The sequence below is a fragment of the Aquitalea aquatica genome, assembly GCF_013911085.1.
In the GTDB taxonomy this organism is placed as follows: Bacteria; Pseudomonadota; Gammaproteobacteria; order Burkholderiales; family Chromobacteriaceae; genus Aquitalea; species Aquitalea aquatica.
Genome location: NZ_JACERN010000042.1, coordinates 263,219 through 277,117 on the forward strand (window position 1 = coordinate 263,219; position 13,899 = coordinate 277,117).

Genomic DNA, 13,899 nt, shown 5'->3' on the forward strand with positions numbered 1-13,899 from the left:
TTAATTGCGCTCCACCCGCAGCTGGTAGCGAAAGCGGTCGGCACGGTAACGGATGAAGTCCAGCTCCAGCCCGGCGCCATCGGCACCACGGGTCATGCGTTGCAAGGCCAGCAGCGGGGCAGCGGGTGCCACGTCCAGCAGTTGCGCCTCTTCTGCGCTGGCCAGCGTGGCTTCTATGCTGAGGTCGGCATGGCCCAGCGGCAGGCCGTAGTCGTTTTCCAGAATATGAAACACGTCGCGGCTGGCCAGGTCTTCACGCGCCAGCCGTAGCCCCAGTTCCTGGGTGAAGTAACTGATGTCCAGCGACACCGGCAGATTGTCCAGATAGCGCAGGCGGCGCAGCTCCACCATGGGCGTGCCCACGGCCACGCCAAATGCCAGCGCCACGGTTTCGCTGGCGGGCAGGGTTTGCAGGCTCAGTACCCGGTTGCAGGCGGCGTAGCCCTGGCTGTGCATGGCCTCGGCAAAGCCTTGCAGCCGGGTAAGGGTCTGCGCCGGTTTGCTCTTGGCTACATAGCAGCCTTTGCCGGCAATGCGGAACACCATGCCTTCCTGTTCCAGTGCGCCCAGGGCATGGCGTACGGTGATGCGGCTGACGCCAAAGCTTTCCATCAGCTGCTTTTCCGATGGCAGTTTGTCGTGCTGGCCGTAATGGCCGCTGAGAATCTGGCTGCGCAGGCTTTCGCGGATGCGGGCATGCAGCGCCTGGGGGGCGTTCAGGGTGGGCATGAGTAGTAGTAGGGCAGATGCAGTAATGAACTGCAGCGAGTATATGCCGTAAACCCTGGCAACTTGTCATGACAGGTTATGACTTAAATTGATTTGCTTTGCTGTTTTCCTTGGTTCGTGACGGGCAGGGCGCTGACTAGAATCGGCCCATCACCTTCATGCCACAGCGGCCAGACCGGCGCGCTGCGGTGTCATGCAATCTGCCAGCAAAGGAAGCAGCATGAGTCTCGACATCTTCTGGTTTCTGCCGACCTCCGGCGATACCCGTTATCTGGGGCAGTCCGGCTCCGGCCGCGCCGTCAGCAACGAATACCTGCGGCAGATTGCCGTAGCGGCGGACAATCTGGGTTATGACGGCATCCTCATTCCCACTGGCAGCGGCTGCCTGGATCCGTGGGTGACCGCCTCCAGCCTGGTGCCGGTGACCAGCCGCCTGAAGTTGCTGGTGGCGCTGCGCACCGCGCTGACCAAGCCCACCGCCGCTGCGCGCATGGCCGCCACGCTGGACCAGGCCAGCAATGGCCGCCTGCTGCTGAATGTGGTGGCCGGAGGCGATTCGGCCGAACTGGCTGCCGATGGCATTTTCCTCGATCACGACCAGCGCTATGAGGAAGCCAGCGAGTTCCTGCATATCTGGAAACGCCTGCTGGCCGGGGAAACCGTCAGCTACGCCGGTAAATACCACACGGTGGAAAATGCGCAGAACTTCTTTGAGCCAGTACAGAAACCGGCGCCACCGCTGTACTTTGGCGGCTCGTCCAATGCCGCGCACGACCTGGCGGCCGAGCATGTGGAAGCCTACCTCACCTGGGGTGAGCCCCCGGCCGCCGTGGCCGAGAAGATTGCCGATGTACGCGCCCGCGCCGCCAAGCTGGGCCGCACCGTGCGCTTTGGCGTGCGCCTGCATGTGATTGTGCGCGAAACCACCGAGCAAGCCTGGGCGGCCGCCAATGCGCTGATCAGCCATCTGGATGACGAGGTGATTGCCAAGGTGCAGCAGCGTTTTGCTGCGATGGATTCCGAAGGCCAGCGCCGCATGGCCGCGCTGCACGGTGGCCGGCGCGACCAGCTGGAAGTCAGCCCCAATCTGTGGGCCGGGGTCGGCCTGGTGCGTGGCGGTGCCGGTACTGCGCTGGTAGGCGATGCGCAAACCGTGGCTGCGCGGCTGAAAGAATATGCCGACCTGGGCGTGGACAGCTTTGTCCTGTCCGGCTACCCGCATCTGGAAGAAGCCTACCGCTTTGCCGAACTGGTGTTTCCGCTGTTGCCGGGCAAGCGCTGGGTGTATGGCGACGACCGCGTGCAGACCGGCGGCCCGTTTGATGCCAGCACCGTGGTGCAGAAAACCGTGGCCGAAACGGAGGCCGCATGAAGGTAATCGATATGCGCTGCAGGCCGGCCTTCCTGCACGATTTCTTCGGCGCCTCGCCCGGCACGCAGGCTTACGAAGCCGCGCGCTGGCTCAACCGCCGCGTGGGTTCGCGTGACGACCAGCACTTTGTCTCCTCGCTCACCCAGCAGGGTTTTCTGGATGAAGTGGAAAACGCCGGCCTCAGTCACGCAGTGGTGGTGGGGCGGCATACGCCGGGCCAGCACCTGCCCAACGACACTATCCATCACATCGTTCATGGCCATGAGCGCCTGCTGGGCATTGCCGGGGTGGACCCGGCCTTGCAGGGCGAACAGGCGGCAGTGGCCGAGGTGGAACGCGCCATCCAGCAACTGGGCCTGGCCGGTATTGATATCGAACCGGGCTTTGGCGTGCCGGCGCGCCAGCCGGACGATGCGGTGTACTACCCCGTTTATGAGGCCTGCGCCGCGCTGGGCGTGCCGGTGTTTTTGATGTCGGGCCCCACCACGCCGGACCCGCACTTTAACGACCCGGCCGGGGTGGCGCGGGTAGCGGCCGATTTTCCGCACTTGCCGATTGTTTGCTACCACGGCTACTGGCCGCGGGTGGCGGAGATTGTCGGCATTGCCTTCCGTCACGAAAACGTGCTGGTGGTACCGGACATGTATCAGTTTTTGCCCGGCAGCCAGCTGTATATCGAGGCGGCCAACGGCTTCATGGCTGACCAGCTGCTGTTCGGTTCGTCCTATCCCTTCCGGCCGATAGGCCAGTCGATAGACGATCTGCACGGCCTGGGCCTGCGGCCCCATGTGCTGGACAAGGTGTTGTACGGCAACGCCGCCCGCCTGTTCGGCCTGTAAAACCATAAATTCATACTGCAAACAACAAGGAATCGTGATGCAACACTTCAACCCCACCCGTCGTCGCGTATTGGGCCTGCTGGCCGCTGCCGGCTTCGCACTGTCTGCGTTGTCGGCCAGCGCGCTGGCGGCAGGTAGCGACACGCTGAATATCGGTTATCAGAAATACGGCACGCTGGTGCTGCTCAAGGCACAGGGCACGCTGGAAAAACGACTGGCCCCGCTGGGCGTCAAGGTGAAATGGGCGGAATTCCCCGGCGGCCCGCAACTCTTGGAAGCGCTGAACGTGGGCAGCGTGGACCTGGGCACTACCGGTGAAACGCCACCCATCTTTGCCCAGGCCGCCGGTGCTGACCTGCTGTACCTGGCCAATGAACCGGCCGCACCGGAAGGCGAGGCCATTGTGGTGGGCAAGGATTCGCCCATCCGCAGTGTAAAAGACCTCAAAGGCAAGCGCGTGGCGCTGAACAAGGGCTCCAATGTGCACTATCTGCTGGTGCGTGCACTGGAGAAGGCCGGGCTGAAATATGAAGACATCACCCCGGTCTTCCTCAATCCGGCCGATGGCCGCGCCGCTTTCCAACAGGGCAGTGTGGATGCCTGGGTGATCTGGGATCCCTTCCTGGCTGCGGCCGAGAAGCAACTGAATGCCCGCCAGCTGGCGGACGGCAAGGGCATCGTCAACAACACCCAGTTTTATCTGGCACGCAAGCCTTATGTGGCCAGCAATCCCAGGGTGATCAAGGTGGTGCTGGAAGAGCTGCAACGGCTGGATGCCTGGGGCAAGAGCCATATTCCGGAAGTCTCAGCCGAGCTGTCCGGGCAGATTGGCCTGGACAAGGACATTGTGCAGGTGGCGGCCAAGCGCTCCGGCTATGGCGTCAAGCTGCTGGACGGCAAGGTGGTGGCCGAGCAGCAGCGCATTGCCGATACCTTCTTCAAGCTGAAGCTGATTCCCAAGCCGCTGGTGGTGAAGGACATCGTGTGGGATGGCAAATAAGCGCGACCACCTGAATAGATTATCCCCGGGAACAGGCGAGTCGCCAGCGCAGTGTTTGCTCGCTGCCGGGAATGCCGCCTGAGCTGGGCTTTGGTGGTTTGAGGCTGGCCGGCATTGTACGTGCAATGCCGGCTTTTTGTCGTCCTGCAGGGTTGTACTGTGCCGGTACCGGCGGCATGTAAAAAATGCTAAAAGCATTGCTAATAGATAGTGCTATATATCTGGCATTTTTCTCGTCGATGCAGCTAATTTTTCCTTATTTATCGCTGAGATATTCGTTATTTTATGGACGAAAACACCCAAATGGCATGATACTGCTGAGGTGTACAGCGATCTGTGTCACCACATCGATCGCTGCAGTAAAAATCAAATAGTTGCATACCGAGCAGGAAAAATAGTTGGACGCCAAAATCCCCAATATCGAGGCCATGCTGGAGCTGGCATTTCAATTGGTACTGTGCCAGTTGGAGGCGGATACTTTCCGTGCCAAGCAGGACATCAGGGAAATGGTCATACCCATCAAGATATTGTTGTTGAAAGATATCGAAGAAGAGACTCAACCCTGCACACTGGATGATTTCTAAGCCAGTTTGATCGCAGTGCTTGCCGGCCGACCTCCCGGCAGGCTCATCTTGCCAAGCCACTCCCCATCGCGGCCATGCTACATGGCTGCCACCCAAGCCACATCGCCCTGCCACTTATTCGGTCTTGTGCTGATAGCCAAGCCGGTACTAGCCGGCGTGCGCGTTGAACCCGGCCCACTGACTTCAGTACGCTTATTTTCCTTGTCCTTGCTGCCGACCGGCCAGTTCACTGCCTTATCCCGACCGCTGCCGGGCACCACGCAAACGGATAGCCACGACTTGTCACGCTAGCAGAGTGCCCGCCAACTGTTTGCTGACGGCGGTTCGGCAGCTGACAAAAAAACAGCCTCCTTGATGGAGGCTGGTGCATTGCCAGAACTGGGTGGCATCGCAAACGGAGGGTAAAGCGTCAGGCGGTCTGAGCCCGGTTGCGCAAGAAGTTGCGCATGTCCTGCCGGTACAGCGCCAGGGTGGCCAGTAGGCCGCAGGCCGCGGCCAGCATCATCCAGTAGGCCGGGGCCGCCTTGTCGCCACTGGCATCGATCAATGCCGTGCTGACCAGTGGCGTGAAGCCGCCAAAAATCGCAGTGGCCAGGCTGTAGGCCAGCGAAAAGCCAACGGTACGGACATGCGCCGGCATGATTTCGGTGAGGGCCACCACCGTGGCACCGTTATAGCTGGCATACAGGAAGGACAACCACAGCTCCACGCTCAGCATGCGGGCGAAACTGGGGCTGGCCACCAGCCAGCTCAGGGCAGGGTAGGCGCTGAGTATGGTCAGTGCGCTGAAGCCCAGCATCAGCGGCCAGCGGCCGATGCGGTCGGACAGGCTAGCCATGATGGGCAGCCAGATGAAATTGGACAGCCCGACAAAGAAGGTCACCAGCAGGCTTTCGTTTTCACTCAGCTTCAGCACGCTTTTGCCAAAAGTAGGGGTGTACACGGTAATCAGATAGAAAGACACCGTGGTCATCACCACCAGCAGCATGCCGGCTGCAATCAGCCGCCAGTTGTCGGCAATCGAGCGCAATATCTGGGCAAAGCTGGGGTGCTGCTTGTGCGCCAGGAAGGCATCGGTCTCCTGTAGGGAGCGGCGAATCATGAACAGAAAGGGAATGATCAGGCAGCCGATGAAAAACGGAATGCGCCATCCCCACTGGTCGATTTGCTGAGCCGGCAGCAGCTTGTGCAAGCCATAGCCCAGCACGGCAGCAAACATGATGGCAACTTGCTGGCTGGCCGATTGCCAGCTGACAAAAAAGCCCTTGCGCCCCGGCGTGGCCATTTCAGCTAGATAAACCGATACGCCGCCCAGCTCCACACCAGCGGAAAAACCCTGCAGCAAGCGGCCGATCAGCACCAGTACCGGGGCCAGCAGGCCGATGGTGGCATAGCCGGGGACAAAGGCGATTAGCGCCGTGCCGCAGGCCATGATGGACAGCGTCAGGATCAGACCCTTGCGCCGGCCAATGCGGTCGATATAGCTGCCGAGGATGATGGCGCCAACCGGGCGGGCCAGAAAGCCCGCGCCAAAGGTGGCAAATGCCAGAATCAGCGAGGCATACAGATTGCCTGCCGGGAAAAAGGTTTTGGCGATATAGCTGGCGTAAAAGCCATAGAGAAAGAAATCGAACATTTCCAGAAAGTTGCCGCTGGTGACGCGCAGCACCATGGACAGGCTGGATTGTTGGCGGGTGTGCTGCATGATCAGCCTCCTTGTTGTGCGGTGGTGGCAGTCGGGCTCAGCCCGGTCTGGCGGATGCTTTCGGCCGCCTGTGGCGATGCCAGAAAGCGGATGAACTGGCGGGCCAGGCTGGCGTGGCGGCTGTTTTGTACCGCAGCGGCAGAGTAGTCGGTGACCAGCTGCGCCTGTTCGGGCAGCAAGCCGACAATATCAATGCCATGTACCGGGATCAGCTCGCTCAGTTGCTGAAAGCCCAGCTGGGCCTCGCCCCGCGCCACCACCATGCCCACCGGTTCGGCAGGAATCATGCGGCTGCGCGTCTTGATTGCTTCGGCCACACCCAGACGCTCGAACAGCACGGTCGACAGGAATACCCCGCTGGCGCTGTCGGAGTAAGCCAGCGACTTGCTGTCGAGCAGGGTTTGCCGCAGTGCCGGCAGGCTGCTGATATCGGGATGCGGGCTACCGGCCTTGACTGCCAGCGCAATGCGCGAGCTGGCCAGCAGGGTGGTGCTGTCCGCTGCCAGTTGGCCGCTGGCTAGCAGTTTCTTCAGCGCGTTGCCCACCATCACCACCACATCGACCGGCTCGCCACGGGCCAGGCGCTGGGGAATGGCCTGCGCGGTGTCGCCCATGGAGGGGCCCCAGTCCAGCAACAGATGGTGGCCGGTTTGCTGTTCGAAGCGCGGGGCCAGTGTTTTCAGCGCGGCGGCAAAACCGCCGGAACTGACTACGCGCAGTTCATCTGCCACCGCCGTGCCGCAGAGGCTGCCAAACAGTAGCAGGCTGATGGCACAACGGCACCAGCCCAAGGTGGGTGCATGCATTCGTCTCTCCTGTTGTTGTGTTTTAGCGTTTGACGAATAATGCATGTGACGCATTAAATAGTTAATTGCAATTAATTCATGGATTAATAAATGGCGCGCATCAATTTCGAGCTCAATGAGCTGCAGGCCTTTATTGCGGTGGCGGAAAAGTCCAGCTTCAAGGCCGCCGCCGAGACGCTGTATCTGTCCCAGCCGGCCTTAAGCCGGCGCATCGACAAGCTGGAGCAGGCCTTGCAGGTGCGGCTGCTGGAGCGCACCACGCGCAGCGTACGGCTGACTGGTGAGGGGGAGCATTTCCTGCAGCACGCACAGGCCGTGGTGGAGGAGCTGGAGGCCGCCATGCACGGCATGGGCCAGCGCCAGCAGTTGCGCTGCGGCATGCTGACCATCGCCAGCATTCCATCGGTAGCCCAGCAATTACTGCCAGAGGTGCTGGCGGTATTTGCCCGTGAGCATCCGCAACACCGCTTGCGGGTCATTGATGAAAATGCGCAAGAGGTACTGGCCAGCGTGCTGGATGGCCGGGCTGATCTCGGTATTAATTTTATTGGCGGCGAAGATCCGGGCATCGATTTCCTGCCCTTGCTGACCGAGCGTTATCTGCTGGTGGTCCGCCGCGATCACCGCCTGGCATCCCGTAGCAGTGTCCGCTGGCAGGAGCTGGCGGGCGAAAAGCTGGTTTCAGTTTCGCCGCATAGCAGCAACCGCCTGCTGATCGATCATCAACTGGCCGCGCTGGCCGAGCGGCCGCAGGTCTACTACGAGGCCAATCACCTGTCCGGTGCCTATGGCATGGTGCTGGCCGGCATGGGCCCGGTGATCGTGCCCGAGCTGAGCCTGACTCAGGCGCAAAAACACATGCTGGTGGGCATTGAAATCAGCGAGCCGGCCTTGTCGCGCACCCTGGGGCTGATTCAGCGCAAGGGCAGCCAGAACTCACCTTTGCTGCAGCAACTGATCGACCAACTGAAGCTGGCATTTTCGCAAGGGCAGCCATAAGACGCGGCTGGCAGATCGCTGGTTTACGTTGGGAATTTACTGCGATTTTCTGAATAAGCTATCCGCAATTTCTTGCTTGGGAATGCCGGGTGGATTTCTTAATATCCATGTCTGACAAGTGGTTTTGCCGCAGGGCAAGGCCACCATTTTTCCCATAGGCACCCGAGGCTGCGAGATGAGTTTTTATCAGGATTACAACGACAAGCTGGCCATCGAAGGCTGGAATACCCGGACAGTGCATCAGTACCAACATCTGGACTTGCGTCGCCTGTCACCGGCGCTGGGCGCGGAAATCCGCGGCGTGGACCTGGGTCAGCCCCTGCCACCGGCACAGCTGGAGGAAATCCGCCAGGCGCTCACAGATTTCCTGGTACTGACCTTCCCCGGGCAGGCCATCGGTGCCACAGAACACAAGGCATTTGCCCGGCATTTTGGCAGCCTGCACCGCCACGTATTGGGCGACAGCACCCAGTTGACCGCGCGCAGTGATGATCCGGAAATCCTGGGCTGGAAAACCGGACGCAGCACCCGCTATACCGCTGGCGATGCCTGGCATAACGATGTGTCTTGCGATCCGCACCCGATCTGGGCCTCGTTGCTGCGAGTGACCCGGCTGCCGGAAGTGGGCGGCGGAGATACGGCATTTGCCAACCTGTATCTGGCCTACGAATCCTTGTCCGATCCGCTGAAACAGTTGCTGGAAGGGCTGACTGCCGTCCACGACGGCAAGGAAGGGTGGAGCAATGGCTATGGTGCCGAGCCCAAGCCCGGTGAGGTATTCAATGCCAGCGAACATCCGGTGGTGGCCCGTCATCCGGTCAGCGGTCGCAAGTTCCTGTTTGTCAACGAAGCCTTCACCTCGCACATCGTGCAGCTGAGCCGGGCGGAAAGCCGCGCCTTGTTGCAGCTGCTGTTCCGTCACATCGAAAAACACCAGTCCTTCCAGGCCCGCATTCACTGGCAGCCGGATACCCTGTTGCTGTGGGATAACTGGGCCACCCAGCATCATGCGATCTGGGATTATTATCCTTTCGAGCGCTGGGGCGAACGGGTTTCGGCCTATCGTGACCACGGCCCGCAAGCGGCGGGCAAGGTGCTGTCAGCCGCATAAAAACCTGTCCCTAAGCAGCTGGATTTAGCCGACATGGGGGCGCCTTAAAACGCCTGCGGAATACTCATTTACGGTATGTAGACTCCGCCTTCCCACTTCTTTTGGTCATTTCGCCTTGCCCCACGCTGGCCCGTGCAAGGGGCAATCAACCCAATCTATCATGGGGCATTCAGCCACTGGATGCCCCGTACTTCGCAACAAAAACCTTTCTTTCCGCCATTTTCTTCAGCATTGCTCACTGTCATTGCAATCAGGGGCAATCTTGTTGCCACTTGCCGTAATTTCCGGCCATCCGCATGGGCTAAGTGCAAATCATTGTCGATTGATAATTATCAATTTTATTAAGAATTGGCTGCATTCAAATATCATTTCCATATTATGATGCCACGGCAAAATTAGACCAATGTGCTAAACGGTTGCCGCTAGTGATGCGGGACCAGCATTCCGGCACGCACACATACCCTGGCCATCATCATGTCAAATCAATTCAACGCTTTTACCAGCAGGCTCAGCATTGCCGCCAAGCTTAACCTGGTGTTATCCCTGTTGTTGCTGGTGGTACTCGGACTAGCCGGCATCTGGCTGACCCACTGGCAAAGCCAGCGCATGGAACAACAGCAGCAGCAGGAAATGCGCCAGGCCAACCGTCAGGTCATCGACATGATGGATGCCTATGCCGCGCAGCTGGAACGCTCGGCCGCGCTGGCCGAATCAGCCTTGCGCGCCAACCTGCCAGGGCAGCCTATGCTGAGTGGCGAACGGATGGATACCGCCGGCAAAGCCCTGCCAGTGCTGCGTATTGGCGAGCATGTCATCAATAACAGCGCGCTGGAGGTGGATCGCTTCACCCGCGCCACCGGTTCGCTGGCCACGGTATTTGTCAAGGATGGCAGCGAGTGGATTCGTATTGCCACCTCGGTCAAGAAAGAAGACGGCAGCCGTGCAGTTGGCACCCCGCTGAGCCACGACTCGCCTGCCTATGCCAGCCTGAATGCCGGCCATGCTTATACCGGCCCGGCTCAGCTGTTTGGTCGCGATTTCATGACCTTGTACTCGCCGGTGCAGAACGAGGCTGGACAAGTGGTGGCTGCCTTGTTTGTCGGTGAGGAATTCACCGCCAGTCTGGCTGCGCTGCGCCAGAAAATCATGTCGGTGCGCTTTGGCGAATCTGGCTACATCTATGCTTTTGATAGCCGCAACGAGCCGGGCCGCATGATGATTCACCCGCATTCCCAGGGCAAGAATCTGCTGGATTTCAAGGACAAGGACGGTTTGGCCATCAACCGCATCATGCTGGAACAAAAGCAGGGCGTGTTGCATTACCACTGGGCCAAGCCAGACAGCAACGAGGCAGTGCGTCCCAAGATTGCCGTGTTCGATACCTTCGAGCGCTGGGGCTGGATTGTGGCCGCCAGCAGTTATGAGGATGAGTTCGCTGCCCAGTTGCAGGCCATGCGCTGGCGCCTGGCCGTGGGCATCATCGTGATGATCGGCCTGCTGCTGGCTGCCACCTTCTGGACCAGCCGCCTGTGGGTGACCCGTCCGCTGGCGCATGCGGTGGCTGCCATCCGTCGCGTGGCCGACGGTGACCTGACCGTGCGCATTCAGGCGTCGAGCCAGGATGAGGTGGGCGAATTGCTGCATGCGGCCGACGCCATGAGTAGCCATCTGCGTGAGATGATTGGCGAGGTCGAGCGCAGCCTGGCCTCCTTGTCGGTGCAGGCCAGATCGCTGGTCAGCATTTCCGAAGATGTTTCCACCGCCTCGGGCGAGCAGAATGCAGCAGCCAGCACCATGGCCGCCTGCGTGGAAGAAATGAGCAGCAGCATCAATCAGGTGGCGCGCCATGCTGATCTGGCGCGACAGATGGCTGCCGATGCTAGCGTGCAGTCGCAATCCGGCGTGCAGGTGGTTTCCCAGGCCACCAACACCATGGGGCAGATTGCTGCTGCTGTGAAACAGGCGGGCGGCACCGTGCGCCAGCTGGATGGCCTGTCCGAGCGCATTGCCGAAGTGGTGACCGTGATTCGCGATATCGCCGACCAGACCAATTTGCTGGCATTGAATGCTGCCATCGAAGCAGCACGGGCAGGCGAGGCTGGTCGCGGCTTTGCCGTGGTGGCCGATGAGGTGCGCAAGCTGGCCGAGCGTACTACCCAGTCCACACTGCAGATTACCGATACCGTGAGCAAGATTCAGGACGGTGCCCGTATGGCGGTGGAACATATGGAAGCCGGTGCACAACAGGTGGATGCCGGCGTCAGTAGTGCCAGCCAGGCAGCCAGCAGTCTGCAGGATATCCAGGCCGGCGCGGCCCAGGTGGGCGAGGCTGTCAGCGGCATTTCCGATGCGCTGGGCGAGCAGGATGCGGCCAGCCGTGATATCGCGCTCAATGTGGAAAAAATCGCCCAGCAAGCTGATGGCAATCACGGCAAGGCAAGGGCAGCCGCCCAGGCAGCGGCCACGCTGGTGGGGCTGGCAGAGGCGCTGCGCACCAGCATCAGCCGTTTCAAGCTCTGATACGGCCTGTCGGTAAGCTGGGCGGATTGTTGTCGGCTAGGGTATTCTGCGCGCTATAAACAAAACAGGGCGGTGCTCGAGCACCGCCAGCGCTAGGGGCAAGCCGACATCATGAACCAGACCGCATCCACGTTGGACGGGCTGCTGCACGAGGCAGGGCCTTTGCTATTGGGGCTGTGCAGCAATGCCCTGATCGGGGTGTACGTCATTCAGGACGATCACTTCGTGTTCGTCAACGCCAGGCTGGCCGAGCTGTTTGGCTACAGCCAGCAACAGCTATGCAGTGGCATGGGCCCGCGCCAGCTCACCGCCCCGCGCGACCAGGCCATGGTGCGCCGGGCAATCGACAGTCGCATCAAGGGCGACAGCCAGAGCAGCCACTATGTATTCCGTGGTGTGCGGCAAGATGGTTCCGAGCTGGATGTAGAGGTTTTCGGGGTCAGCACCCGCTTTGGCGAGCGCCCGGCCATCATCGGCATGCTGCTGGACGTATCCGAACGCAATGCCGCCGAACGTGCGGTCAAGGACCAGCTGCAATTCATCACCCGCCTGATCGACACCATTCCCAATCCGGTGTTCTACAAGGACGAAACCGGTCGCTATATCGGCTGCAACAGTGCCTTCGAGCAATACCTGGGCAAGCCGCGCAGCGAGCTGATCGGCTACACCGTATTCGATATTTCCCCACCGGATCTGGCGGCCCGTTACCAGGCGGCAGACCAGAGCCTGTTTGATACCCGTGGCACCCAGGTTTACGAAACCCAGGTGGTGTATGGCGATGGTAGCCGACACGAGGTGATGTTCTACAAGGCGACGTTTGACAAGGCCGATGGCAGCCTGGGCGGCCTGGTTGGCCTGATGCTGGATATCAGCGAACGCAAGCGCATGGAGCAGGCCATCTGGCACGAGGCCAACTACGATGCGCTGACCGGCCTGCCCAATTTGCGGTTGCTGCGTGATAGCCTGGCCAAAGAGCTGGAGCGGGCGCGGCGCAAACACAGCAATCTGGCCTTGCTGTTTATCGATCTGGATCGCTTCAAGGAAGTCAACGACACGCTTGGCCACTTGATGGGCGACCAATTGCTGAAACAGGCAGCCGAGCGCATCCGTGCGGTGGTGCGCAATAGTGATATTGTCTCGCGCCAGGGCGGGGATGAGTTTGTGGTCATCCTGCCCGATATTAGCGATGCCCAGGCGGCCGGGCTGGTAGCCGGTAAAATCATCCGCTTGTTGGGCCTGCCTTTCCTGCTGGGCAGCAATCAGGTTTATGTGTCGGCCAGCATCGGTATTGCCCTGTATCCGGATGACAGCACGCAGCTGGAAACCCTGGTCAGCTTTGCCGATCAGGCAATGTATGCGGCCAAGGCAGCCGGACGTAATGGCTTCAGCTATTTCACCCCATCCTTGCAAATAGAAGCACAACGTCGGCAACTGGTGGGCAATAGCCTGCGCCAGGCCCTGCGTGACAACCATTTCGAAGCGTATTACCAGCCGATTGTCGAGCTGGCCAGTGGCCGTGTCGTCAAGGCGGAGGCCCTGCTGCGCTGGCACCACCCCGAGCAGGGCATGCTGCTGCCTGGCGATTTCATTACGGTGGCCGAGGAAATCGGCATGATCGGCGATATCGGCAATCTGGTATTTCAACAGACGCTGGAGCTGATTGCGGCTTGGCCGGAAGGGCAGGTTAGCGTCAATATCTCACCGCGCCAGTTCATCAGTGGCGATTGCCGCCACTGGCTGCATGAAATAGCCGAACGGCAGCTGCCAGTTGGCTGCCTGGCGGTGGAAATCACCGAAGGTCTGCTGTTGGATGAGCGGCCGCTGGTAGTCAATACCCTGCTGGGTTTTCATCAGGCCGGGGTAGAGGTCAGCATCGACGACTTTGGCACGGGCTACTCCGCCATGTCGTATCTGAAAAAATTCAATATCGACTATCTGAAGATAGACCGCAGCTTCATCGCTGGTCTGGCCAGTGACAATACCGACCTCGCCATTACCGAGGCCGTCATCGCCATGGCACACAAGCTAGGCATGAAGGTAATTGCCGAAGGAGTGGAAACCGCAGCACAGCGTCAGCTGCTACTGGCTGCCGGCTGCGACTACGCCCAGGGCTATCTGTTTGCCCGGCCCATGCCATGCCGGGATTTTCTCGCTTTCATTCGTCCCGGCCAAAGCTGAGCAGTGTTGCGCCTGCTTGCCGCGCGCCATGCGCCCGTCTTGATTCGGTACCGCTG

General features: G+C 60.2%; 11 protein-coding genes. 8 read left to right on the forward strand and 3 right to left on the reverse strand.

Annotation, left to right across the window (positions count from 1 at the left end):
• The gene (locus H2Z84_RS18875; RefSeq protein WP_181837325.1) at nt 1–729 is read right to left on the reverse strand and encodes a GntR family transcriptional regulator; all 729 of its coding nucleotides are present in this window, start codon (nt 727–729) and stop codon (nt 1–3) included.
• Nucleotides 730–949: 220 nt separating this feature from the next.
• Here H2Z84_RS18875 and ssuD point away from each other — a divergent pair, with 220 nt between their 5' ends.
• The 4 genes from ssuD to H2Z84_RS18895 all read left to right on the forward strand — a co-directional run bounded on the left by ssuD (nt 950) and on the right by H2Z84_RS18895 (nt 4,524).
• Nucleotides 950–2,101, forward strand: coding sequence for an FMNH2-dependent alkanesulfonate monooxygenase (gene ssuD / locus H2Z84_RS18880; protein WP_181837326.1), 1,152 nt, complete (start codon nt 950–952; stop codon nt 2,099–2,101).
• Nucleotides 2,098–2,940 (forward strand): amidohydrolase family protein, encoded by an 843-nt coding sequence (locus tag H2Z84_RS18885; RefSeq protein WP_181837327.1) that lies wholly within the window; start codon nt 2,098–2,100, stop codon nt 2,938–2,940. The genes ssuD and H2Z84_RS18885 overlap by 4 nt, the downstream gene beginning before the upstream one ends.
• Nucleotides 2,941–2,977: 37 nt before the next feature.
• A complete protein-coding gene (locus tag H2Z84_RS18890) occupies nt 2,978–3,940 on the forward strand; it encodes a sulfonate ABC transporter substrate-binding protein (protein ID WP_181837328.1) in 963 nt (320 codons plus the stop codon).
• A gap of 398 nt (nt 3,941–4,338) precedes the next feature.
• A complete protein-coding gene (locus tag H2Z84_RS18895) occupies nt 4,339–4,524 on the forward strand; it encodes a hypothetical protein (protein WP_181837329.1) in 186 nt (61 codons plus the stop codon).
• A gap of 409 nt (nt 4,525–4,933) precedes the next feature.
• Here the strand turns inward: H2Z84_RS18895 and H2Z84_RS18900 are convergent, their stop codons facing one another.
• Complete coding sequence (locus H2Z84_RS18900) at nt 4,934–6,229, reverse strand: MFS transporter (RefSeq protein WP_181837330.1); 1,296 nt, start codon at nt 6,227–6,229, stop codon at nt 4,934–4,936.
• Nucleotides 6,230–6,231: 2 nt separating this feature from the next.
• The gene (locus H2Z84_RS18905) at nt 6,232–7,035 is read right to left on the reverse strand and encodes a substrate-binding domain-containing protein (RefSeq protein ID WP_181837331.1); all 804 of its coding nucleotides are present in this window, start codon (nt 7,033–7,035) and stop codon (nt 6,232–6,234) included.
• A gap of 90 nt (nt 7,036–7,125) precedes the next feature.
• Between H2Z84_RS18905 and H2Z84_RS18910 the strand changes: the two genes are divergently transcribed.
• From H2Z84_RS18910 to H2Z84_RS18925, 4 genes are all read left to right on the forward strand, one after another.
• The gene (locus tag H2Z84_RS18910) at nt 7,126–8,034 is read left to right on the forward strand and encodes a LysR family transcriptional regulator (RefSeq protein ID WP_181837332.1); all 909 of its coding nucleotides are present in this window, start codon (nt 7,126–7,128) and stop codon (nt 8,032–8,034) included.
• A gap of 175 nt (nt 8,035–8,209) precedes the next feature.
• Nucleotides 8,210–9,145 (forward strand): TauD/TfdA dioxygenase family protein, encoded by a 936-nt coding sequence (locus tag H2Z84_RS18915; protein WP_181837333.1) that lies wholly within the window; start codon nt 8,210–8,212, stop codon nt 9,143–9,145.
• Nucleotides 9,146–9,619: 474 nt separating this feature from the next.
• Nucleotides 9,620–11,665, forward strand: coding sequence for a methyl-accepting chemotaxis protein (locus H2Z84_RS18920; protein WP_181837334.1), 2,046 nt, complete (start codon nt 9,620–9,622; stop codon nt 11,663–11,665).
• A 111-nt stretch (nt 11,666–11,776) separates the two neighbouring features.
• Nucleotides 11,777–13,843: a putative bifunctional diguanylate cyclase/phosphodiesterase gene (locus H2Z84_RS18925; protein ID WP_181837335.1), complete on the forward strand. Its 2,067-nt coding sequence runs from the start codon at nt 11,777–11,779 to the stop codon at nt 13,841–13,843.
• Nucleotides 13,844–13,899 lie beyond the last annotated feature (56 nt).